The sequence below is a fragment of the Corynebacterium sp. 22-2729 genome, assembly GCF_053479475.1.
This window is the reverse complement of record NZ_JBRBCA010000001.1, coordinates 42,066-66,740: the sequence shown is the minus strand read 5'-3', so window position 1 is coordinate 66,740 and position 24,675 is coordinate 42,066. Positions and strand designations below refer to the sequence as shown.

Annotated in this window: 17 protein-coding genes; 9 read left to right on the top strand and 8 right to left on the bottom strand. The window is 60.4% G+C overall.

Going from position 1 to position 24,675, the window contains the following annotated elements:
- Positions 1-173: 173 nt before the first annotated feature.
- The 5 genes from ACUY2T_RS00295 to ACUY2T_RS00275 form a co-directional block, all read right to left on the bottom strand.
- The gene (locus tag ACUY2T_RS00295) at positions 174-737 is read right to left on the bottom strand and encodes an SRPBCC family protein (protein ID WP_448306857.1); all 564 of its coding nucleotides are present in this window, start codon (positions 735-737) and stop codon (positions 174-176) included.
- Positions 738-818: 81 nt separating this feature from the next.
- The gene (locus tag ACUY2T_RS00290; protein ID WP_448306856.1) at positions 819-1,277 is read right to left on the bottom strand and encodes a hypothetical protein; all 459 of its coding nucleotides are present in this window, start codon (positions 1,275-1,277) and stop codon (positions 819-821) included.
- 167 nt (positions 1,278-1,444) lie between these two features.
- Entirely contained in the window at positions 1,445-3,265 is a 1,821-nt protein-coding gene (locus ACUY2T_RS00285) for a phosphoenolpyruvate carboxykinase (GTP) (protein ID WP_448306855.1), read from the bottom strand.
- A gap of 254 nt (positions 3,266-3,519) precedes the next feature.
- Positions 3,520-4,113 (bottom strand): DUF6802 family protein, encoded by a 594-nt coding sequence (locus ACUY2T_RS00280; protein ID WP_448306854.1) that lies wholly within the window; start codon positions 4,111-4,113, stop codon positions 3,520-3,522.
- A gap of 45 nt (positions 4,114-4,158) precedes the next feature.
- Positions 4,159-5,088 (bottom strand): hypothetical protein, encoded by a 930-nt coding sequence (locus ACUY2T_RS00275; RefSeq protein ID WP_448306853.1) that lies wholly within the window; start codon positions 5,086-5,088, stop codon positions 4,159-4,161.
- A gap of 52 nt (positions 5,089-5,140) precedes the next feature.
- Between ACUY2T_RS00275 and trmB the strand changes: the two genes are divergently transcribed.
- The 9 genes from trmB (at position 5,141) to ACUY2T_RS00230 (ending at position 15,712) form a co-directional block, all read left to right on the top strand.
- Positions 5,141-5,905: a tRNA (guanosine(46)-N7)-methyltransferase TrmB gene (gene trmB / locus ACUY2T_RS00270; RefSeq protein WP_448307156.1), complete on the top strand. Its 765-nt coding sequence runs from the start codon at positions 5,141-5,143 to the stop codon at positions 5,903-5,905.
- 80 nt (positions 5,906-5,985) lie between these two features.
- A complete protein-coding gene (locus tag ACUY2T_RS00265) occupies positions 5,986-8,346 on the top strand; it encodes an MMPL family transporter (RefSeq protein ID WP_448307155.1) in 2,361 nt (786 codons plus the stop codon).
- Positions 8,346-9,416: a lysylphosphatidylglycerol synthase transmembrane domain-containing protein gene (locus tag ACUY2T_RS00260; protein ID WP_448306852.1), complete on the top strand. Its 1,071-nt coding sequence runs from the start codon at positions 8,346-8,348 to the stop codon at positions 9,414-9,416. Before ACUY2T_RS00265 ends, ACUY2T_RS00260 begins: the two co-directional genes overlap by 1 nt.
- Before the next feature lie 11 nt (positions 9,417-9,427).
- Entirely contained in the window at positions 9,428-9,907 is a 480-nt protein-coding gene (locus ACUY2T_RS00255; RefSeq protein WP_448306851.1) for a DUF3054 domain-containing protein, read from the top strand.
- 274 nt (positions 9,908-10,181) lie between these two features.
- Positions 10,182-12,287, top strand: a complete 2,106-nt coding sequence (locus tag ACUY2T_RS00250) for a PhoX family protein (protein WP_293790510.1) — start codon at positions 10,182-10,184, stop codon at positions 12,285-12,287.
- Between the two features lie 150 nt (positions 12,288-12,437).
- Positions 12,438-13,700 carry an MFS transporter gene (locus tag ACUY2T_RS00245; protein WP_448307154.1) on the top strand — a complete coding sequence of 421 codons (1,263 nt, stop codon included), beginning with the start codon at positions 12,438-12,440 and terminating at the stop codon, positions 13,698-13,700.
- A 159-nt stretch (positions 13,701-13,859) separates the two neighbouring features.
- Positions 13,860-14,429, top strand: a complete 570-nt coding sequence (locus tag ACUY2T_RS00240) for a DUF6230 family protein (protein WP_293790506.1) — start codon at positions 13,860-13,862, stop codon at positions 14,427-14,429.
- Complete coding sequence (locus tag ACUY2T_RS00235; RefSeq protein WP_293790504.1) at positions 14,416-14,976, top strand: DUF6114 domain-containing protein; 561 nt, start codon at positions 14,416-14,418, stop codon at positions 14,974-14,976. The genes ACUY2T_RS00240 and ACUY2T_RS00235 overlap by 14 nt, the downstream gene beginning before the upstream one ends.
- Complete coding sequence (locus tag ACUY2T_RS00230) at positions 14,960-15,712, top strand: hypothetical protein (protein WP_448306849.1); 753 nt, start codon at positions 14,960-14,962, stop codon at positions 15,710-15,712. The genes ACUY2T_RS00235 and ACUY2T_RS00230 overlap by 17 nt, the downstream gene beginning before the upstream one ends.
- A 21-nt stretch (positions 15,713-15,733) precedes the next feature.
- Here ACUY2T_RS00230 and ACUY2T_RS00225 read toward each other — a convergent pair whose 3' ends face one another.
- The 3 genes from ACUY2T_RS00225 to ACUY2T_RS00215 all read right to left on the bottom strand — a co-directional run bounded on the left by ACUY2T_RS00225 (position 15,734) and on the right by ACUY2T_RS00215 (position 24,513).
- Positions 15,734-17,326 (bottom strand): acyl-CoA carboxylase subunit beta, encoded by a 1,593-nt coding sequence (locus ACUY2T_RS00225; protein WP_448306847.1) that lies wholly within the window; start codon positions 17,324-17,326, stop codon positions 15,734-15,736.
- A gap of 92 nt (positions 17,327-17,418) precedes the next feature.
- Positions 17,419-22,506: a polyketide synthase Pks13 gene (gene pks13, locus ACUY2T_RS00220; RefSeq protein ID WP_448306846.1), complete on the bottom strand. Its 5,088-nt coding sequence runs from the start codon at positions 22,504-22,506 to the stop codon at positions 17,419-17,421.
- A 111-nt stretch (positions 22,507-22,617) separates the two neighbouring features.
- Positions 22,618-24,513: a FadD32-like long-chain-fatty-acid--AMP ligase gene (locus ACUY2T_RS00215; protein WP_448306844.1), complete on the bottom strand. Its 1,896-nt coding sequence runs from the start codon at positions 24,511-24,513 to the stop codon at positions 22,618-22,620.
- Positions 24,514-24,675 lie beyond the last annotated feature (162 nt).

Below are 24,675 nucleotides of genomic sequence, written 5' to 3'. Positions count from 1 at the left end.
TAACGACATTTCCGATTCTGTAGCCACTCCACACACCCGGAACCCCCCTCTACAAAACAGGTTTTTATCCACCGCGGAGCTCCCCCCCCCCAGCCGCAAAGAGCCAACATCTCTCGCTACAGGGAGCCAGTTTGACTGCGCCACGGGGTGCCGGGTTGCGCTTTGTGGGCTACCTATTTGCCAGCCTCGGCAATCTTCCTGATAGTCGCGAGCGTTTCGGGAATCCCCACCAGGGCAGCTTCGCGGCGCTTCTCCGCTTCCGATTCGCCCTGGTCACCCCACTTCTTGAAGAATGCAGCTCGGCCGGCCTCGTGAAAATTCCAATCCTCATAGAGTCGCGTACGCATGCCCGCACCGTTGCCCGCAGCCCCACCGAGCGGCTCCACACGGTAGCCCCAGCGCACGAAACCGCCAGGCTGAGCATCCGGCCCAACCACCCATGCGAATTCGTGCGGGCGATCCGCTGCTACAACTTGGGATACTGTTTCCCAGGTACGCTCGGACGTTTCGTTGGTTCCCTTGAAACGACTCCCCACCTGGCCAGGTTCACCCAGCCACTCGCAGCGCTTACACGTTGGCGACCATTCTCCGGTGCGGGTGACATCGGAGATTAGCTCATAGACTTCCTCCGGTGTGGCATCGATATCAATGAAATCGCTAACCACCCATCGGCTGACCTGCTGTGATTGCTGGTCATGCCGAGTCTGATCTTCTGCGGTCTGATCTTCGGTGCTCATGCCTCCCAGACTAGAGCACCGGGGACTTCGAGACTGGCGCTTTAGTCAACGCGCGAGCACTGGTTCGAGCAACACACTTCTTTAGTCGTTCCAGACCTGCACAGCACCTTCGTGACCAGTCATTACGACTGTCACGATCACTGCAATCGCAGCAATCACAGCAACGACGCGCAGCACATTGGCCAGCCAAGTAGGCAGAGAAGCGAAGCGGTCGACAAGGAAGAACCCGACAACTGCCGCACACAGCACAATCACACTGACAATGAGGAAATTCGCGTACTCCGCATGCTTTGCGAGCGGTCCTGGATCACCTTCAGAAAAGCCCTGTATTTCTAGCAAAGCTTCGCCAGATACACGCGCCAGCCAGGTGAATGGCAAAGCCAGAAGGTTTGTGGCGACAGCGCCGCGGACGATGGTCTTACTCTGCGGGCGAAATACCCACGCAATACTGAAGATCGCAGCAAGTGGTGCAAATACCTCTGCGGCGTGGATAAACAGAGAGTGACCGGGTACCCCGGCAATCGTTGAAAACGATTCCACAAGTATCCGCACTAGTTTTGTTAGCCGCAAGCAATCACATGCTGCCCTAACTGAGCTAATCCTCGTGTTATTTCACAGCAAAGGGTGCCGGGAGAGTTTCTCTCCCGGCACCTTTGTTCGGAAGCGTCTAGTGGACGCAAGCGCAAACCACGTGCGCTAGGGCACTGCTATTTCGCAGCCTGAACGCGCTCCTTGAGACCATTGAACTCGTCCCAGACCTCGGACGGAACCTTCGGGCCGAGGAACTTCAGCCATTCCTCGTTGTCCGCCAGGTCGCGCTCCCAATCAGCTGGGTTCACCGTCAGCGCCTCGCGGATGTCCTCCTCGGTCTCCTTCAGACCCTCGGTGTCGATGTCCTCGTAGCGAGCGGTGTAGCCAACGACGGTCTCGTCAGCTTCAACGCGACCCTCGATGCGGTCGATGATCCACTTCAGCACGCGAGAGTTCTCGCCGAAGCCCGGCCACAGGAAGCGGCCGTCCTCGCCACGGCGGAACCAGTTGACCAGGAAGACCTCCGGCATCTTGTCTCCGCCCTTGTTGCCCATATCGATCCAGTGCTGCAGGTAGTCACCGGCGTTGTAGCCGATGAACGGCAGCATGGCCATCGGGTCGTGGCGCAGGGAGCCCACAGCAGCCTCGGCAGCAGCAGCAGTCTGGCCGGAAGCCAGAGTAGCGCCGATGAAGGTGGCGTGGTTCCAGTCGCGTGCCTGGGTAACCAACGGCACGGTGTCCGCACGGCGACCGCCGAACAGGATGGCGGAAACCGGCACACCCTTCGGGTCGTTGAACTCCGGTGCGGCAACCGGGCACTGCTCGATTGGCACGCAGTAGCGGGAGTTCGGGTGTGCGGCCTTGTTGCCGGAATCCGGGGTCCAGTCGTTACCCAGCCAGTCGATGAGGTGCTGCGGCTCGCCCTCCTTGGACTCCCACCACACGTTGTTGTCGTCGGTCAGGGCAACGTTGGTGTACAGGGTGTTGCCCGGCTCCATGGACTTCATTGCCATCGGGTTGGAGGCGTAGTTGGTGCCCGGTGCCACGCCGAAGAAGCCGTTCTCCGGGTTCACCGCGTACAGGCGGCCGTCCTCGCCGAAGTGCAACCATGCGATGTCGTCGCCGACGACCTCTGCGCGCCAGCCCGGGATGGTCGGCTGGATCATGGCCAGGTTGGTCTTGCCACAAGCAGATGGGAAAGCTGCGCAGATGTAGTAAGCCTTGTCCTCCGGGCTGATCAGCTTCAGGATCAGCATGTGCTCAGCCATCCAGCCCTCGTCACGGGCCATAGCCGAGGCGATGCGCAGGGCGTAGCACTTCTTAGCCAAGATGGCGTTACCACCGTAGCCAGAGCCAAAGGACCAGATCTCACGATCCTCAGGGAACTGGGTGATGTACTTCGTGTCGTTGCACGGCCAAGTCGAATCTTCCTCGCCGGGCTCCAGCGGAGCACCTACAGAGTGCAGCCCCTTAACGAACTCGCCGTTCTCGCCGATCTTATCCAGCGCTTCCTTACCCATGCGGGTCATAATGCGCATGGACATAACCACGTACGGGGAGTCCGTAATCTCGATACCCAGCTTCGGAGACGGATCGGTAATCGGACCCATGCAGAAAGGCACGATGTACATACGACGCCCCTTCATGGAGCCGGAGAAGTGCTCGCGCATCTCCGCACGCATCTGCTCCGGATCCATCCAGTTGTTGGTGGGACCTGCGCCTTCCTCGGTCTTGGAGCAGATAAAGGTGCGGGACTCCACACGCGCAACGTCAGACGGGTTGGAGCGAGCCAGGAAGGAGTTCGGCTGCGCCTTTTCGTCCAGCTTGATCAGGGTACCGTGCTCAACCAGCTGCTCTGCCAGCTGATTCCACTCCTCCTCGGAGCCATCGCAGAACACGACTGATTCTGGCTGAAAAAGCTCCACGGCCTCCTCGATCCAGTTCAGCATTTCCTGGTTCTTGGTGGGCGCCTCGCCGACAAGTCCTCGAATGGTCATCGATATTCTCCCTACGTTATTTCTTCCCACAACCCGATTTAGCCGTCCGTATGTTTAAAACGTCCAGTTCAAACCCCGGCTGCATTCACCTAAAGTCTACTAAATCCTGTGGTTCTTGGGCGTTCGATATAGCTGCTATCTGTAATTTTCCGGGCCTGCACTACGGCACAAGAGCCCCTTATGCCCCCAGACTATCGCGAAGCAACGCGGCGATGCTTTGGTTCCACACGGAGTGGACGCAGGTCACACCCTCACTAACCCCATTGCCCCCGATCAACGCATTTCCAAGCATCCGTTTCCCAACGAGACCTCCCCGAATTGGGGGTGTCGCTGTTGCCTCTTGATGACGCCCCCTCCGCCTCCGCGGGCTCTATCCACCGCCAGGCTGACCATTGTCCGTCATAAGAGACTGAGGAGACATAATCCACCTTGCCGTCACCATCCGTATCAGAAAGGATGCTCATCCCCTGGTCGTCGGCAATCGTGACGGACTCTTCCACTCCGGTGCTATAAGCTCCACCGGCCCCGCTGTATCCTTCACTGGTTTCAGCACTGTTGGCACCGGCACCCCAACCACCGTGGCCGGGCGCCCGATTCGGGTCGTGAGCATGCGGATCGCTGAGGTTCAGCTCGTTGACGTAGTACTCACGGCCTTGGTACTCAACAGTCAGCCCGTCGCGAATCTCGCCCTCTCCGCCACCGTGCAGCTCGTTCCCGCCGTGCAGCTCGTTTCCACCGATCAGATCGACCAGCGGATTCTGTGGCAGAGCCCCGCTGTTACCGCCGACAATGCCCGCGTAATCGCCCGCACCGTCTAGGCCGAGGCCATCCCCTGGAAAATCACTCATGTCCATCCCCTCCATTTTCACCCCTGCATTTTCATTAGCGATTCACTAGCGCGTCTTTATTGCCAGTTCGCGGATTCGAGGTGCGACCGGCGGAACCTCTAGCCGGGCGACCACCTCCGTCACCACCGTTGCCCAGTGGGTTCGCAGAGCCGCCCCCTCCTTGGCAACCCGGACTCGCAGCGCTGCGGATCGCTGCATTGCCAGTCGCGCTCCTACCACAACCAAGGTCACGAACACTCCCACAAGGATTCCGGCAATTACGCCAAATAACCTGCCAACCATGGTGCCCAAACCCAGCCCCGCTGCCAGCCCAGCGGCGGCAGCCAACACCAAGCTCGCACGGGATCCCATTTCCACAGCAGGCCGGGCTGGAGCCTCCGCCTGCGCTTCCGGAAGCGCAGGGAACAACACACCCTGTTCCAATACCGCCAGCCGCAGCCGCGCCATAAACACTGCATGCCGGTGCGCAAAACCTGCAGCTCCTCCTGCGCCCGAAACGCGCCCGTCCGTATCACCGGCGCCATCCAGCACCTCCTGGGCGATCCGCGTCGCACTCAAGCGCGTAGCGATACGCACACGATCTACACGCTCGGCATCTGCTCGGCGCGCTTGCATCTCCCACTCATTAAGGTCCACCCCCAGCGTGCGGATCCATTCGCACACCTCCTCCACGGTGTCACACCACACCCATCCTGGAGTATCAGCCCATTCGGACGAGGGGGCGTCACTACCAAAAGGCCACAACAGCACCACGCCCATGGCTTGTGCAACGGCCCGGGCAACCTCGCGATCCTGTTGCGTCGAGCGACCAACCGCTGCCACGACAATGTCCGGGTGCCGCTCTGGACCAGCTCCCTCGATGACCTCTAACCTCTCCCCCGCCTCTGCCGTGCTCTCTACTCGCGCACGCAGCGCCGCAGCGCACTCGGCCACGACACGCGCGTCCGGGCCGATGACCGAAATGGTCTTCAACATGATTGTTAAGTCCCCCACTTGGCTTAAGACATTCTGCAATCCATCTGCAAGAATGGTCGAGATGAATAATTCTGATAAAACGCCAGGCAGCCTTCCCCCAGGCCGCCCTCTACAGACAGAGTTTAACGATGGTCGCGACTATCCGCGACTGGGAAACTTCAGCTTCCGTCGCGGCACCCTGACCGATAACCAGGAGGCTCTCTGGAACGAACACTGGCCCCACCTGGGCAAAGTCCTCGCCGACGAGGTCATCGACCTGCCCGAATGGTTTGGCCGAGAAGCTGAAACGATCGTGGAAATTGGCTCCGGAACCGGCACGTCCACCGCCGCAATGGCTCCCTTGGAAGCCGAAAAGAGTATTGTTGCCGTCGAGCTTTACCGCCCTGGGCTGGCCAAACTGCTGGGCTCTGTTGTGCGTGGCGAAATCCACAATGTGCGCATGATCCGTGGCGATGGCGTGGAAGTCCTGCAGCGCATGTTCGCCCCCGAATCACTGTCGGGCGTACGCATTTACTTCCCCGATCCGTGGCCCAAGGCACGCCACCACAAGCGCCGCATCGTGCAATCCGGCACGCTGCACTTGATTGCTTCCCGCCTCAAGCCCGGTGGCATTTTGCACATTGCTACCGACCACGCGGACTATGCCGAGTGGATCGACGAGCTGGTGGAGGTGGAACAGCAGCTGGAATTCCTGGGCTGGCCGGAGGATCAGTCCGACATTCCGCAGCTCACAGATCGCCAGGTGATCACGAAGTTCGAGGGTAAAGGCCTGGACAAGGAGCACGTAATCCGCGAGTACCTGTGGCGGAAGAAATAGCTAACACGCCCTGATTGGTTTGCCATTCGCCCTGGTCGGATTCGTAGACTAAGGGGAACTTGAAAGGAAAGGATCACACGTTGTTTAGCTCTTGGGGCGATGTCGCTTACCGGTTCCGCCGGCTGATCCCACTGGTGATCATTGCGGCGATTCTGGTGCTGTATGTCGTCGCCGGGCTGAAACTGGCCGACCGGATGAGCCAGGAAGGTTGGGACGACCCCAACTCGCAGTCCACGAAGGCCGCGCAGATCGAGCAAGATGTTTTTGGTCGTGACGCCAACGGGGACATCATCCTGATGGTCACCAGCGATAAGCCGGGGGGTGCGACCTCGAACGAGGTGAAACAAAACATCACCCGCCAAATCGAGCAGCTGCGACAGGATCACCCCGATGAGATCGGCGGTGTGACCAGCTACTTCAACCGGGGCCCGGCTGCCATGACCAACCCGGACGGCACCGCCGCGTTCGCTTCGATTGGGCTAAAGGGCGTAGAGGACGACGTACTAATCAACTTCCGCAAGATCGAGGATGATCTGCGGGCCATTAGCGCGCCTGGCGTGGACGTCAAGATTGCTGGCGCAACGGCGGTCTCCGATTCCCTGGACGAGGGCATGGCAGGCGATATCCACCGTGCCGAGGTCTACGCGCTGCCTGCCGTGGGCTTACTGCTGCTGCTCGTTTTCGGTGGATTGATCGCCGCATTCATGCCACTACTGGTCGGTGGTCTGTCGATCCTGGGCTCCATGGGCGTGCTGGCAATCCTGGCCAGCTTCACACAGATCAACGTTTTCGCACAGTCCGTTGTAACTCTGCTGGGACTGGGGCTGGCCATCGATTATGGCTTGTTCATGGTCTCCCGCTTCCGCGAAGAGATGGCAGAGGGCAATGACACCCGTACTTCCGTGCGCAACACGACCGCCACTGCAGGCAAGACGGTAGTCTTCTCCGCCGCCATGGTGGCCGTGGCGCTTTCCGGACTGTTTATCTTCCCGCAGGCGTTCTTGAAGTCCGTGGCTTTCGGTGCAATTTCTGCAGTGGGCTTGGCCGCACTGCTGTCGGTGGCTGTACTCCCCAGTATCTTTGCAATGCTCGGGCCGAATATCGACAAGTTGTCGTTCAAGAAAAAGCGCGACCGTCGTCGCTCTGAACAGGTCAATGGCATTTGGGGACGTATTCCGGCCTTTGCCATGCGTCACTCCAAGCTGTTTACGGTAGTCATCGTCGGTGGCATGTTGCTCTTGGCCGTACCGATCGCCGGCATCAAGCTGGGTGGCATGAACGAGACCTACCTGCCTCCGTCGAATCAGACGCGCGTGAACCAGGAGGAATTCACCGAGAAGTTCCCGCAGTTCCGCACCGATCCGATCAAGCTGGTTATCGAAGGCGATTCCAAGGCCGTGGGTGCGGTGTACAAGGAAGCCAATGCCATCGAGGGCCTCACCGCCCCGTTCCAGGTTTCGCGCCCAACGAAGGACGGCGTCACGGTGCTGTCCACCGGTATTACCGACCGCAAGGATAACGACCGGATCGTCAATTCCCTGGAGGACATTAACGTCGACGGCGCCAATGTGTACGTCGCGGGCACTCCGGCCTTGGAGGTCGAGTCCATCGACGCGCTGTTTGAGAAGCTGCCGTGGATGTTGCTGTATATCGTCCTCGTCAGCTTCGTGCTGATGGCTATGATTTTCGGCTCGCTGATCATCCCAGCTAAGGCCGTGATCATGAATATCCTGGGCACCGGCGCCACCCTTGGCCTGTTGACGTTGATCTTTGTCGACGGCCACGGTGCGGACATGTTTAACTTCACCGCCGGCCCGCTGACTTCGCCCGTGTTAGTGCTGATCATCGCCATCGTCTTTGGGCTTTCGACCGACTACGAGGTTTTCCTGGTCTCACGCATGGTCGAAGCCCGTGCCCGCGGAGCCTCGACCGATCAGGCGATCCGCTTCGGCACAGCGACCACCGGCAGTATCATTACCGCTGCTGCGCTGATCATGATTGTGGTCTGTGGCGCCTTCGGCTTCTCGTCGATCGTGATGATGAAGTACATCGCTTTCGGAATGGTCATCGCCCTCATCCTGGACGCGACGATCATCCGCATGCTCCTTGTACCTTCCGTCATGCATCTGCTCGGCCCGGATAACTGGTGGGCCCCGCGTTGGGTCAAGCGACTTTCGGAGAAGGTCGGGCACAATGAGCAGCTGGAATCCGGATCGCACGAATCTATGCGACCACGTTCCTCCTCGCGAGTGACGGTCGCGGAGCTTTCTGGTGTGGACGCCATCGCCCCCGTGCCCGCCCAACGTCCCGGCGAGGCTCCCGCGCGTCAGCGGGATTTGCCTTTCGCGGAGTTGATGCGCCGAATGGAAAACAGCCGCAATGCCACCGACGAGACGACTGACGAAAAGACTGACAAGGCGCACCACGAAGGCGATTACTAATGCGTAGTTTGTTGCGACGTGCGGATGTCAGGGCTCTGCTCTCGCTGGCATTGATAGGCCTCATTGCCTTTCTCGCCCGGGAGCACCTGCACTTCATCGGAGAAGGCTGGCGTGCCCTCCGGCACTCGGACAAACGCTGGATCGGACTGGCCGTTGCGGCATTGGCGATCTCCATGATTGCCCAGGCTGAAGTGATGGTGGTGCTGCTACGCAGCGCCGGGGTGAAGGTCAAACGCAGTAGCGTGAACTGGCTGGGACTAGCAGCAAACTCCTGGTCTGCGACCTTCCCTGGCGGGCCGGCACTGTCGGCCGCCATGATCTTCCGCGAACAGCTGAAGTGGGGAGCCACGCCCGTGATCGCCAGCTGGTACATGCTGCTTTCGGGAGCTCTAGCTGGCGGTGGGATGGCAATTCTTGCCATCGGTGCGGTGTTCTTCCTGGGGCTAACCGTAAAGCCAATGACATTGGCGCTCTCGTTACTTGCAATGATTGGTCTGGCTTTCCTGACCAACTGGGTGGCCTCCAACCCAGACAAGGTGGAACGCTGGCTGGTTAACCGCCTGCGCACCTACAACACACGTCGCGGCAAGCCCGCAGATCGTTTCACCGACAAGGTGGAGGGACTCTCCCACCAGCTTTCCGCCGTAGAGCTACCACTGTCTAAGCTCACCGCGGCTATTTCTGCCAGCCTGGGAAAATGGATCTTTGAGATTCTCTGCCTGCTGTGCTGCGTCTACGCCGTCGGTGCCACGCCGCCTATCGCCGGCGTGGCACTGGCGTTCCTCACTGCAAAGCTGGTGGGACAGGCGCAAGTAACACCCGGCGGCCTAGGCACCGTGGATGTGGCCCTGACCAGTGGTTTGGTCGGCTTCGCCACGCTGACATCGGTTCAGGCATTCGGCGCCGTGATCGTCTTCCGCATGCTCAGCTTCGTGGGGCTTACCCTCGTGGGCTGGATCGTCTTTTTCGCCACCAAGATGGTTAACCCCAAAGGTGCCGATGAAAAGAAAACCGCGGAGACTGGGCGTCAAACAGAAAAGCAAGAAGAACCCGTCGGCCCGGCACAGTAGGATACGAAGCTATGACCACCAACCGCACCTCCACAGGCGATACTCCCGGCACCGTCCAGCGCGCCCCGGGGATGGCGCTGTGCTTCGACGTGCTCGCTGTTCTTTTGTTTGCGCTGCTGGCGCGCATTGCTCATAACACCCCCGAGATGCCGCTGAGCTTCACGGGCTGGCTGGATACCGCCTGGCCATTCCTGATTGGTGTGGCGATCGTATGGGCACTGCTGTGGATTGGTGTGGTGCAACCGCGCAGTGGACGCAGTGGCTTTGAATTCTCTACGGGCGCGTTGGTGTGGATCGTCAATGTGATCGTCGGCCTGGGCATTTGGGGTGTCCGGCACGGGGAGGTTCCGCATTGGTCGTTCATGATTGTCGCGACGGTGATGAGCGGCCTGCTCCTATTCGGATGGCGCGGAATGTTTCGTCTGGGGAGGATGCGCAGGCTGGGGAGGCTCTCCCGCATGAAGCGCATGGGTCGGATCTTCGGCAAGTGAAGTAGATTTCAGTTGATTTAACCTGGCGTACACCTTTGCGCCACATGGGGTTCGTTCGCATTCCTTAGAGTTTTGCAAGAAGTCCGTACACGCTCATTAGACATCCGGCAGTGACTGGCCGGGCGCGATGAGACGACATGACGAAATGGCATGGCAAAACCAGCGTGTGCAGATGACGATAAAACTCAACAAAAGTTATAGGCCGGCAGCAAAACCGCGGATAAGCACCGTATTTGCGGCTCGGCCGACTACGAACATCGAGGAGAGATCCCCCATGGGCCTTAAGGGTCGTAACCTGCTGAAGAAGATGGACTTCACGTCCAGCCGCTCCCACCGCACCTGCGTTTACAAGTGCGGTGACGCTTGCTCCAAGCCAGTCAACAACAAGTCCGACAACAACTACTTCATGGACTTGATCCAGGGAACCTTCTCCCGTCGTACTGCACTGCGCGCCGGTGGCGCAGCAGTCGTTACCGTCGGTGGCGCTTCTTTCCTGGCAGCCTGCAGCGACGACAATGGCAAGGACGGCGAGGCCAAGGGTGGCAACGGTGAGAACAAGGGCGGCGGCTCCAACGGCGACGTTGATGCACCGGACGGCCTGAAGTTCGAGATGGTCGAGCCGAACACCAAGGACGAGGTCGTTGTTCCGGCTGGCTACAAGTCCGAGGTTGTTATCCGCTGGGGCGACCCGGTTGTCGAGGGCGCTCCTGAGTTCGATGTAGACAAGCAGACCGCCGAGGCCGCCGCAAAGCAGTACGGCTTTAACTGCGACTTCGCAGCCCTGCTACCGATCGAGGGTCAGGACAACCGCTTCCTGCTGGTTTCCAACCACGAGTACACCACCCCGCAGCAGATGATCCCGGACTACGACCTGGAGAACCCCTCCAAGGAGCACGTGGACATCGAGCTGGCCAACCACGGCATGTCCATTGTTGAGGTTGAGGGCAATAGCAAGGATGGCAAGCTGAAGCCTGTTATGGGCAAGTACAACCGCCGCCTGACCGGCACCACCGAGTTCGAGCTGCGCGGTCCGATCGTTGGCCACAAGCTGGTGAAGACCTCTGACGATAAGGAAGGCAAGATCGTCAAGGGCACCTTCAACAACTGCTCCGGTGGCGTCACCCCGTGGGGCACCATCCTCTCCGGTGAGGAGAACGTTGACCAGTACTTCGCAGGTGGCGAGAACGTCAAGGACGAGAAGGTGCGCGAGCGCCTGAGCCGCTACGGCATCGAGGATGCCAAGACTGCGCGTCAGTGGGAGAAGCACTACGACCGCTTCGACGTAACCAAGGAGCCGAACGAACCACACCGCTTCAACTACGTGGTTGAGGTTAACCCGTGGGATCCGAAGTCCACCCCGGTCAAGCACACCGCTCTGGGTCGCTTCAAGCACGAGGGCTCCAACATCCACGTCACCGACGACGGCACCGTAGTTGCTTACTCCGGCGACGACTCCCGCTTCGAGTACATCTACAAGTTCGTCTCTTCCCGCAAGATCCGCAGCGGTAACTCCGACAAGGATCGCGAAGAGAACATGAAGATCCTGGACGAGGGCACCCTGTACGTTGCTACCTTCGAGGGCAACAACAAGGACTTCGACTCCGAGAACCCGCCGAAGGGCGAGAAGTGCGACGGCACCGGCAAGTGGATCAAGCTGGTTACCGTCAAGGAGGACGGCTCCGCAGAATCCCACGTGGACGGCATGTCTGCTGAAGAGGTCATCGTCTTCACCCGCGAGGCAGGCGACAAAGTCGGCGCTACCAAGATGGACCGCCCAGAGGATGTCGAGCCGCACCCGACCACCGGCAAGATCTACGCTTCGCTGACCAACAACAAGTACCGCGGCGTGCAGGAAGAGGGCAAGGACTACGAAGAGGTCAAGGAGTACGCCCCGGTCAAGGAAAACAAGAACGGCATGGTCATCGAAATCGAGGATGACTTCACCGGCGAGGAACTCAAGTGGAACCTGCTGCTGGTCTGCGGTGACCCAGATGAGGCCGAGACCTACTTCGGCGGTTTCGACAAGTCCAAGGTGTCCCCTATCTCCTGCCCGGACAACGTCACCTTCGACTCCTTCGGCAACCTGTGGGTTTCCACCGACGGCAATGCTCTGGAGTCCAACGACGGCCTGTTCGCTGTAGCCCTGGAGGGCGACTCCCGTGGCCTGACCAAGCAGTTCCTGACCGTACCGGCAGGCGCTGAGACCTGTGGCCCACTGGTCTTCGATAAGCGCGTTATTGTCAACGTTCAGCACCCGGGTGAGGACGAGGAAGCTACCGTCAAGACCTCCAAGTCCCACTGGCCAGACGGCGGCGACTCCATCGCCCGCCCGGCCACCGTGGTGGCTTGGAAGGATGACTTCGGCACCATCGGCGCCTAAGCAGTTTCCTAGGGCTTGAGCCAGCTCCCTCTCGCGTTTCGTCGAGAGGGAGCATTTTTATGCCCGCAATTGCCCAGCTTCGGACCCCATCGGTGGCCGGGAGCAAGCTTGCTTATTGAATGTAGCCAATTAGCGTGGGTGTATAACGCTATGTGTGGCAGGGTGCCATCAAACAACACGCGACCGAAGAGCAGCCGCAGAAAGGAGCCAACAGCGGTGACCACCGACGTCCGCCCCCTTACTCCGGAGGACTCGGGCTACAAGAAGGCGCTGATTGCCTCCCTTTGTTCCGGTCTGGCTTCGTACAACGCTCTGTACGCCACCCAGGCTGTCCTCCCGGCTCTGTCAGAGGATTTCGGCATCTCCCCTTCCTTGGCGGCACTCACCGTCTCGGCCACCACGGGCGGGCTAGCTCTCATGGTCATCCCGCTCAGCATCGTTTCGGAGCGCTTCGGCCGTCGCCACGTCATCCAAGCTTCCGTCCTGGCGGCTACCATTCTTTCCCTGGCGCTCGTTGCACTCCCCTCGATCCAGTCGATCATCGCGGTGCGTCTTGTACAGGGCATCGCAGTGGCGGGTGTACCTGCCGTGACAATGGCCTTCCTCTCCGAAGAGATCGATCGCCGTTATTTACCCCGCATCATGGGCTTTTATATTGCCGGTAACTCACTCGGTGGCCTCATCGGCAGGCTCATCCCGGGAATCGCTCTGGAGTTCACTAATTGGCGTATCGCCACACTCTTGAGCGCCCTTTTCGCATTCTCGATGGCGCTTCTCACCACCTGGGTTCTGCCCAAGCAGCAGTTCTTCACGCCGAAGAAGATCACCCTGTCTCATGAAATTCAGGCTTTCACCAACCATCTGCGTGATCCGATCCTGCTGAAGCTCTTCCTCCTGCCCTTCCTGCTGATGGGTAGCTTCGTCTCCCTGTACAACTACATGACCTTTCGGCTGATCCATACTTTCGGTCTGCCGGAATCACTGACTGCCCTGGTCTTCATCATCTACCTTTCGGGCACCTGGACCTCCACCCGCACGGGCAAGATGGTCAACAGCTTTGGCCAATCCAAGGTCGTGGTCACGTGCATCGCATTGGCTCTGGTCGGCTTGTTCTTCGCCTTTATCCCGACCATTCCCACCACCTTGGTGGCCGTGCTGCTGTTTACTGCCACCTTCTTCCCCGCTCACTCAATTGCTAGTGCATGGGTCGGCGACGTCGCGCGGCAGGATCGCGCGGAGGCTTCCAGCCTGTACATCCTGAGCTACTATCTCGGTTCTTCCGTCATTGGCTGGGTGTCCGGCTACTTCTTTGCCCACAGTTGGGGCCTGTTTATCGGGTGGCTGATCCTATTGACCTTTATCGCCCTCGTCACCGCCCTTGCCGCCATGCGACGAGTGAGAGCTGATTCTTAATGACGCCACAATGCCAGCCATAGCCCTTTCAGCAAACACTTAGCGCGTGAACTAAAAATGAGAGCTTTGTTCGCATTGGGGTTCCAAATTATTTAAACCAATACATTTTTTTAGATAAAAAACCTCCTTTCGCTCCGATGTGTGTTTAAGATCACTCCCATGGGACATACTCGTAAAGTACGATTCGCATCGATTCTCGGCGTGGGATTGCTAGCCACAGCCGGCATGGGCGTCGCAGTCGCCCAGGGCGGCGTATCCGCCCACCTGGCACTATCCGGCACCATCTTCAACATGGAAGTTGGGGAACTGGATGGCAAGGGCTTTGACCTATTCACCGACGTTGACAAGATGCACAACGGTGATCAAGCAATCTCGCGCCTGCGCATCAAGGATGCCAAGGTAACGGATGTCTGCATGACTGCCCCGATTAACCTTCCTGGGGTTGGCGAGAAGAAGTTCCAAATGACCGTTCCAGGTCAGAACTTCTCCGCCGACAATATGCTGATCGGCGCCCGCAAGCTCTCCGGTGACCTGACCTTGAAGAACCCGCAGATTGGTGTGGACGCGGGCAAGATAGACAAAGATGCGCCCGATGGCGGCTGGGGAATCTTCGCCGATTCCCTATCGGCGAAGGGGCAAGGCATCGAGGCGACCTCTCTGTCCGCGGATAAGATGACCGCAGGTGGCAGCAAGATCGCGATTGTGGATAAAGACAATGCCGAGTGCTAACTCCAGCACAAACCCCGAGCTAGACCCAACCACCGAGCTGGATCCGAACTACGACCCAGATCTAGATGCAGATCTCGATGCGGATAGCGCACCGAACACCGCTGTCGCTCAAGACGCAGAGGAGCACCAGGTAGCCGCGGTGAAGAACACCCGTGGCTTCACCCGCTGGCGTCGCGGCCGCCCCTTCGCGGCGGGGCTGTTCATGCTTTTGTCGGGCATCATCATGATCGTTCCGGCCTACCTGTCGTTCGAGGTATCGAACATCATTATTCAGGTATCCACGATCTCCGGTGTATCCACGCTACTTATTGGCGCCCTGCTTATTACCTCAGGCCTCATGACGTGGTTTAAGCCCGACGCTCGACTACTCACTGGCGTGGCAGCGCTCATCCTCGGCATTGTGGCGCTCCCAATGTCGAATATCGGTGGCTTTGTCATAGGAACCTTGTGCGCCGTTATTGGCGGAGCCTTGGCTCTGTCGTGGACGGATGAAGAAAAGGCGCCTAAGGGCGTCAAGAAAAGGAAGGTCGATGAGCAAGCAGCATAAGCGCGGCGGCATTGCCAAGGCCGTTGTCGCCGCAGCATCGATGTGCGGGCTGGTGGCAGCGATGGCGGTCGAGATGTCGCCAACTGCCGAGGCGCAGCTGCAGCTCCCGCCGCTGCCTCCCCTACCGCAGTCTCCACAGCTGCCACCAGCACCAAAGCTGCCACCGGCGCCAAAGCTGCCACCGCCTCCTTCGCCTCCGAAGGTGCCGGAGAACCTGCGGGTGGATCTCACTCCGCCGGGCCCAATCAAGGGCGAGCGACCTGTGCAGAATGGCACCTACGTGATCAAGAGCGACAACACGCGCCTGCTTGGACACGTGAAGATGTCGCTTGTACAACAGGCCACGCCCCAGGGGCCAAAGCCCGCGCTGCGGATCGACGCCGACAAGGCGATCCTGACGAACCTTTCGGTGCAGTTCCCGACTCCGGGAGCAGGCTCTGGAGGTGGCATTTGGCAGCGGACTGGACCGGGACAGATCACCACGTTGACCGGTAATTTTCACATTGTGGTGAGCTCGCTTAACGTCACCCCGCGCGTGGCCGGACTACCGCTGATCCCGCTGCCCATCGACGCAAACATGGCGCCGAAGGAGCTGCAGGAAGCCGCGAAGAAGATCGGATTGGGCACGCCAGACGCGCTCTCCGAGCACCTGGAGATGACAAACGGCACCATGCAGACGTACTTCGTGAAGGCCGACGAGCTGAAGCTACCCAAGGGCACCCAGATCGGGATGTAAACGCCCCGGCAAGAAGGGCAGCTACATCGGCATAATGGTGTGCTTCTTTGGCGGCTCCAGCACCTGCTTGTTACGCAGTTGACGCATAGCCTGACGCAGGCGGATGCGGGTCTGATCCGGAGTAATCACGGAATCCACATAACCCCGCTCCGCTGCCACATAAGGGCTGGTCATGTTCGCATTGTAGAAGTCCATAAACATCTTCTTCGCCGCCGGGCGTTGCTCCTCTGGCATCGCAGCCAGGGCCTTGCCCTGCATCATCACCACAGCAGCTTCTGCACCCATCACGGCGATCTGCGCAGTCGGCCAGACCAGGTTTATGTCCGCGCCCAGGTTCTTCGAACCCATCACGGCATAACCACCACCGAAGGCCTTGCGCACCACCACGGTCACCTTCGGCACCGTGGCCTCCACCGTGGCAAAGCCCAGCTTTGCGCCGCGGTGAATCAGGCCGGCCTTTTCCTGCTCCACGCCCGGCATGTATCCGGGTGTGTCCACGACCCACACGAGGGGGACATTGTAGGCGTCACAAATACGGATAAAGCGCGCAGCCTTATCCGCAGCGTCGGCGTCCAAGCAACCTGCCAGTTCCATCGGCTGGTTGGCCACGACACCCACCGCATGGCCGTCGATACGGGCGAAAGCCGTGACGACATTGGAACCGTAGTCGCCTTGGACCTCCAGCACATTGTCATCATCGAAGATGCGGGTGAGCACCTCCATGATGTCGTAACCCGCGTTCGGGTCATCCGGAATGATGTCGTTGAGCTCAAAGTCGCGCTCGGTCAGCTCGTCATTCGGCGCCCAGAACTCCGGGGTTTCGTCAAAGGTGCTGGCAGGTAGGAAGTCCAGCAGATCCTTGACGTAGTTGAAGGCATCCTCTTCGCTGCTTGCGACGTAGGAAACATTGCCGTTGCGGGCTTGTTGACGCGCACCGCCGAGCTCCTCCATCGAGATCTTCTCGCCCGTCACCGATTCGATCACGGCCGGGCCAGTGACGAACATCTGCGTGCGACCTTCGACGGCCACCACGAAGTCGGTGGTCACGGGCGCATACACAGCACCACCGGCGGACGGGCCAAGCAGAATAGAAATCTGCGGGGACTGGCCGCTCAGCGGCAGCTGGCGGCGGGAGATCTCGGAGTACATCGCCAGGGACATCACGGCATCCTGAATACGTGCACCACCGGAATCGTTAATGCCGATCACCGGGCAGCCAATGCGAATGGCCATGTCCATGACCTCACAGACCTTCTTACCGAAGGTCTCACCCACAGAGCCGCCATATACCGTCTTATCGTGGGCATATACCGCGACGGTGCGTCCGCCAACCCGGCCATAGCCGGTGACCACGCCATCGCCATAGGGAGCATCCTCTTCGCCAGGAGTGCGCCCCAGCGCCCCGATTTCCACGAACGTGCCCTCGTCGAGAAGCGCGTTGATGCGCTGGCGGGGAGTCGTCAATCCCGCCTTGTCGCGCCTGGCCTTTGCTTTCTCGGAGCCCGGATCCTGCGCCTGTTCCAGCCTGCGGTGCAGTTCCGCCAGCTTTTCGGCGGTTGTGCCGGTGGCTTCGGTGCCGTTTGCGGCGGTTGCTCCCTCATCGGCAGCAGTCACAGTGAAAGTCCCTTCGTGTTCGACAAGCCCTCTAAAGGAGCTATCTCGTTATTCGCCGTCTGCGTTTCAGCTCTAGGTCGGCGCTGGACCGACTAAGCGCCGTCCTCAATATGTGTGGCGATCACGCGTCCCACTTTAGAGATCTCTGGCTCGTCCACAATAGCTAGGTGGTCGCCACGCAGCTGAATGATCTCCAGGTCCTCGACGATCGCGCCCCAGCCACCGTCTGCGGCAATCTCGACGTACGCTGGTTCGAGCTCGATCGCACCGTCGTGCATCCGCTCCGCGCGGAACAGCGTGACCGGCGCTTTCACGTCGGCCCATGCACCGAAGTCCAGGGATTCCAGGATGCGATTATCCACGAAGCTGGCGCGCTGGTGCTCAAGAACGCCCGCGGGCAACCCCATACCCTTCGCCTCCGGCGATGCCAGGAACTGCTGGAAGAGTTGCATCATCACGCCCTCGCCCTGCTGATCCAGCAGTTCGTGCGGAACCTCTAACGGCAGACCATACGTCTTTTGGGCAAAGGCCGCATAGCGATCCCACCGCGCGTGCATTTCTTCCTTAGTATCCGGAGCGGGGTTCTTTGGCTGCACGGTATCCAGCAGCACAATCCGCTGGATCTCCACGCTCGGCTCCCCCGCGGCAGCACGCTTACCCAACTGGTAAGCGACCTCATAAGCCAGGGCACCACCGAAGCTCCAACCGCCCAACACGACCGGCTGGCCGTCGGCTAGCTCGATGATCTCCTCCAGGTAGGAGGCCGCACGATCAGCCAGCTCGCCTTCCAGACGCTCCACGCCGTACACCGGAACGTCCTCCGGCAGGCGGCGCATCAGGGGCGCATACACAACAGAGGATCCGCCTGCCGGGTGGAACAGGAACACCGCAGGTCGAGTACTGCCCTCAGGGCGTGCACGCAGGACACGGATATTGCCCTCGACTTCGCTTTCCAGGCTGCTGCGCACCTTCTCACTCAGCGGTTCCAAAGTGTCGGCGGCCAGTACATCTTCCGCGCTGACCTTTGCACCCGAACGCTCGGAAAGACGTTCCGCGATGCCACGAGCCTGTTCCTCGTCGATACTCGGTAGCTCACTAGTCACGCCCGGAGCAGCCTTGCCGGTTACCTTTGCCCAGGTAGCGAAGACAAGTCGCTCGCTGGCGTCGCGCGGCGCTACGCCACCGCCCGTCGCGGTGTAATCGGTCGCTGCGTCACTGTCGTTGTCTCTGCCGTCGCTGTCTTCACCATTGTTATTGGCGACGCCACCTTCTCCGCCGGCAGCCGTGTCAGCAGTACCGGCAGCAGCATTCTCACCCGAGTGACGTTCCGCGATCATCTGCTCCACAAGCGCAATCACGTCGTCCACCGAACCATCGCGCAGTGTCTGAACCTGCAGTGGAGGCAGATCGAAATCGTATTCCACGCGGTTCTTAATACGCATGCCCATCAGGGAATCGAGCCCCAGATCGATCAACGGCAGCTCACCAGGCAGGTCCTCAATGTCATAACCCATGGATTCGGAGACAATCGCGCGCAGGCGATCACCGGCGGACTCGCCAGAACTCGGATCCCAGCGATCCGCGGTCTCATCAACTTCCGGCAATGTGTTGCCCGCGCTCTCCTTTGCCAGCGCCTGGGCAGCGGGAGCCGCCGGCGCCACGCCGGAATCGGCGGTTCCTGGCGCCTTGGTGGCGTCCATTCCAATACCCTCAGCTACACCACCAAGAGTGGCGATGAATACCTCCGCAACCAGCGGCATTGCCTGCGCACCGGGCGCATCGGCAGCATAGATCGACAGCGACCAACCGCCCAACGAACCGGAGGCGATGGTCGTGAGCTGGCCGGCAGTCGGCAACGGGGCGTGGTCGCGGGTGGCGGCTACGGTGGCCTGTCCTGCATCGCCACCGGTCAGCGCCTCAGCCGCGGCCTCGGCCAGCAGCGCAATGCTGGGCACGTCCTCGGCGGGCACGCTGAAGACCACACGACCGTCGGGCAGGTTCACGCGGGTGCCCGGCAAGTCCACAGCGGGCCCGGAGGAGGGGCGGGCGCTGGTCCAGTGGCGCTGCAGGTTCCATTGCGTACCCGGCACCTTCGGCAGCGGGCTACGCGCACCGGCCTTAACCGTCGCCAGATCCTGCGGGGTACGGGACCCAGCGGCCAGGGCCTTCAGGTTGAGATCCGCGCCTTGCACATAAAGCTCCGCGAGGGTGGATAGCAAGGTCTGGGACACTGGCTCCTTGCGCTTGAGCAGGAACAATAGCTTGGAATCGCTGGCGTTGTGGGCGAAGGAGTTATTCATCAAAGGCATTAGCGCCACCGGGTTCGGGGAGAACTCGATAAAGGTGCGATAACCATCGTCGAACTGCTTACCGGTTGCCTCAGAGAACCAGACCGGCTGGCGCGTGCAGCGCAGGAAGTACTCGGCGTCGTGAACGACCTCGCCCGGGGTGTACACACGGCCACGATCCACGGTGGAGTACAGAGGCGTGTGGATGGGCTGCGGATCCAGGTCGCTGATCTCGTAGTGCAGCTCGCCCAGGATCGGATCCAGCATCGAGGTATGCCCCGCGCCCTTTACCTTCAGCAGGCGGGCAAACTTGCCCTCACCTTCCAGGTATTCGACGAGCTTCTGCACCGGCTCGGCGGGCCCGCCGACGGTGGTCATGCCCGGCGCGGCGTACACAGCAGGCTCTACCTGGGAATATTCCGGGTGTTCGGCGGTAAAGGTGGCTAGCTCCTCTACTCCGAACTCGACAACCGCCATGGCGCCCTGTTTGTCCTCTGGGAGGAGGCGCTCGCCCTCGCCCATTAGGCGGGCACGGTGGCAAGCGGTTCGTACGGCCTCTTCGGCGGTGATTCCGCCCACGGCGTAGGCCGCTGCGATCTCACCCATCGACTGGCCGACAACAGCGGCGGGCTTCGTGCCCAGCGCTCGCATTAGGTCATTCAGCGCAATCTGGACGCAGGTGATGCCCACCTGGGCGCGCTCAGTGTCGTAGTTCTGTTCATCGTCCAGCACCATGTCGGTGAAAGACCAGCCGGATTCGGCCAGCACGACCTTATCCAGCTCATCCAGGCGCGCGGCGAAGAACTCAGATAGCTCGTACAAATCCTTGGCCATCTTGCGGAACTGGGAACCGAAGCCGGAGAACACCCACACCGGGCCGTTGGCCGACGGAGAGTCAGCTGTCTTAGCCGTCGCGTTCTGCTTACCTGCAGCGATGCGCTGTAGCCCGGCGATGGCCTCCTCGACCGTCGCTGCGGAAACCACGCCGCGAGAGCGGCCATGATTGTGGCCTGCCAGCGCCATGGCCACCCCACGAAGCTGCTCTGGCTCGGCAAAGGATTCCTGGTTCTGCTCCAGGTACTCGGCCAGCGCTGCGGCGGCTTCGCGGCGTCGGGAAGGCAGCAAACCACTCACAGGCAGCAGAACGCGCGGGGCCTCACCCGCTGCGTCTGCATGGTCTAGACCGATCGGAGCAACGCCGACGGTGCCCGCGGTGCTGCCCACGCCCGCCGCAGCTTCTTCCTCTAGGTCTGGTGCGGCGATCACGACGTGCGCATTTGTACCGCCGAAGCCAAAGCCGGACACGCCCGCAACGGCGCGGCCGGAATACTCTGGCCATTCGCGCGGATCCTCCACGACCTCCAAGTGCTCGCGGTCAAAGTCAATATAGGGGTTTGGCCCCGTGTAGTTCAGGCTCGGCGGCAGCACACCCTCGCGCATTGCCATCACGACCTTCATGACGCCCGCGACACCCGCGGCAGCCTCCGTGTGTCCGAAGTTCGTCTTCGCACTTCCCAGCAGCAGAGGTTCAGCAATGTCGCGTTCGCGCCCCAAAACGGTACCCAACGCAGTTGCTTCAATCGGGTCGCCCAGGATCGTTCCGGTGCCGTGGGCTTCCACATAGTCCACGGACTGCGGGGCGATCCGTGCATCGGCGTATGCACTGCGCAGCACGTCGACCTGTGCATCCGGGTTCGGGGCGGTCAGGCCGTTGGAACGTCCATCGGAGTTCACCGCCGAGCCCTTAATCACAGCCAGCACGTCATCGCCATCGCGGCGCGCATCCTCCAGTCGCTTCAGCACGACCACACCAGCGCCGTCGGAACGCACAATGCCGTCTGCATCATCACTGAACGCACGAATACCACCCGTCGGGCTGAGCACTCCAAGCTCGGAAAACGCCACCGTTGCAAAGGGACTGCACAGGAGGTTGACGCCACCCGCTACAGCAACATCAGACTCACCATCGCGTAAGGAGCGCACCGCCTGGTGAATTGCTACTAGCGACGACGAGCAGGCCGTATCCATTGCCACGGAAGGCCCCCGGAAATCGAAGGCATAGGACACGCGGTTAGCGATGATGGAACTGGAATTACCCGTCAGGGCATAGGGGTGCGCCTCCGCCGGATCGGCGGAGATCAACATGCCGTAGTCGTTATTGGTGTTACCCATGAACACGCCGACCTGCTTACCGCGCAGCTGGTTGGCAGGGATATGTGCATCTTCCAATGCCTCCCACGTCAGCTGTAGGATCATGCGCTGCTGCGGATCCATATTCGCAGCCTCCAATGGAGACAGGCCGAAGAACTCCGCGTCGAAGGAGGCAATATCTTCGATATAGCCACCGGTCAGCTGTGCTTGCTCCATGCGGCGCGTCATTTCCGGATCACGGGAATACTCCGACCAGCGACCGGCGGGCAGTTCGCCCACGCCGGAGCGGTAGTTGCAGAACATCTCCCACATCTCATCCGCATTCTCGGCGCCGGGGTAGCGGCCAGCCATGCCAACCACGGCAATATCGCGCTGGCCAAGCGGCAATGGCCCGCCTGCGGCGGAAGCACCGGTTACGGAGCCTGCGGCGTCGCTACCCACAACCGCACCAGTACCGCGACCATTCATCAGGTGCTCTGCCAGTGCGGCGATGGTGTTGAACTCGTAGGCAATCGTGGCGTCTAGGTGGGTGCCGAGCAGGCGCTCAAGGTCACCGGAAAGGACGACGACATCGCGAGAGGATAAGCCGAAATCCTGCATTGAACGCTCATCGGCGATCTCCGTGGCGTCCAGACCAGTGGTATCCGCGACCCAGGTGCGTAACCAGTCCCGCATCTGTTGGATCGTTGCGGGGCGAGAGTGCTGGTCCGCCGAGGGGGCGTCCTGCTGGTTGTCTGCCATGGAAAGTCGCCGATTCCTTTCGTACCTAATGCCTTCGATAAGGCTTAGTGTGGGTCGTGAGTGAGTCCTAACGTAGCGCCATATTTTAACGCGCCGAAGTCGCTTTATGGATTAAGCGTCCAGCGTGCCCTCCAGATACGCCTTCGCTGCCACGCGGCGGGCGATCTTGTTGGCGGAGGAACGCGGCAAAGCGCCCGGCGCGATGATGCGTACATCCGAGGGCTGCACGCCGTGGGTGGCAGTTACGGCAGCGCGCATAGCCTCAATAGCCTCCGCGTCGTCCGCCTCAGCGGCCTCCGGGTCGCGCTCGGCGATGATGACTAGCCCCTCAACGGATTCCCCGTCGGCACCTGCGCCCGCCGTTCCAGCGTCCCCGGCCTGCACGGCAAAAGCGGCGATGACGGCCGGGGCGGTCTGTTCCGTCGCCTCGTCTGCGGTGGCCTCGATGTCCTGGGGGTAGTGGTTACGACCAGCGACGATGATGAGATCCTTCAGGCGACCAGTGATAAATAGGTGGCCGTCCACAATGACGGCCAGGTCGCCAGTGCGCATCCACTTGTCCTCCGGGACATCGGCTGCACGGCTACCGGACTCCAGCCGGTTGGCCATAGGCAGGTGGTTGCGGAAAGTCTCCTCGGTCTCCTCAGGACGGTTCAGATAACCCGCGGCCATGTTGTCGCCGTGTACCCAGATCTCGCCCACCTGGCCATCGGCAAGTTCCTTGCCCGACTCCGGATCCACAATGGCGATTGCCTGCGGTTCGCACACCTGGCCGAGGGAAACTAGGGAGAGGCTGTCTGCGTCGTCCTCCGAGCCTTCCACTACCGTGCCCGCGGACAACTCATCGCGCTTGAACCACTTCGTCAGCGGACGCTCATCGGTCTGTGGGGTGGTGACGATCAGGGTTGCCTCTGCCAGCCCATAGGACGGGCGCATTGCTTCCCTCTTGAGCCCATAAGGGGCGAAGGTATCCAGGAATTTCTGTACGGAGCTGTGGTGCACCGGTTCCGAGCCATTGATGATGCCATCGATGGTGGACAGGTCGACTTCACCCAAGTCGGCGACCTTTGCCGGGTCGGCATAGCGCACTGCCAGCTCCAACGCGAAGTTGGGAACGACGGTGTAGACGTTCTCATCCTCGCTTTTCCGGTTAAGCTGACGAACCCAGCGGGCCGGATCTTGGATGAAGTCGCGTGGGGACATCAGATCAAAGGGCAGCCCCAGGATGATGACGAACGCAGACAGGATCACACCCATGTCATGGTGTAACGGTAGCCAGGTAACCAGACGCAGCGGGGACTTCAGATTCACGGCCTTAAAGATCTGCAACACATTGGTGACGATCGACTTGTGCGTAAGCACCACGCCCGCCGGGGTACGGGTGGAGCCGGAGGTGTACTGCAAGAAAGCTTCTTCGCTGGACTTTGGAGCCAGTGACGGATCCGCCATGATGGCGGCCATCGGGTTGACCCAGTCTTCCGCCAGCGCATCCGGCAGGGCGTCAATCGTCAACACGCGCGGGCGTTCGGTGGCGGGGATGGAGGCAAAGTGCTTGCGCACTGCCGTGGCGGAGCGCTTGTTCGTCAGTACAACAGTCGGCTCAGAGGAACCCAGCACAGCTGTCAGGTGACCGGTGTGACCCGGCTCGTTAGGATCGTAGAGCGGAACCGGCACCATGCGGGCGTACATGGCGCCAAGGAAGGCGTACATGTACTCAGGGGAGTTATTCGCCAAAATGGCCACACGGTCGCCGGGCTTGGCGATCTGCTGCAAGCGCACGCACACGGCCTTGATACGAGTATTGACCTGCGCGCGGGTAATCTCATGCACCTTGCCCTCGCGCGATTCGGAGAAGTCCCAGTAGCGGATCAACACGTTTTCTGCTGTACCGTCCATCTGCGCCATGGTGTACAGCATCTCGCACATGCCGGAAAGGGTCATCTGATCAGGGACGTTGATGTTGCCCTGCTCGTCATAAAACTGACCCATTGCTGCAGTGATATCCACGTGGTCTCCTCTACTTGTTGTCTACTTGCTGTCCGCTTGTCGTTCGCTTGTTGTCCGCTTGCTTTAACTAGTTTCTCGCTAGTCGCATAGCTCTAACGCAATAAGCATTTAGTTTTACTTGTAAAACACATCGTACCGGCAGGCAGGATCGTTACCCTGCAA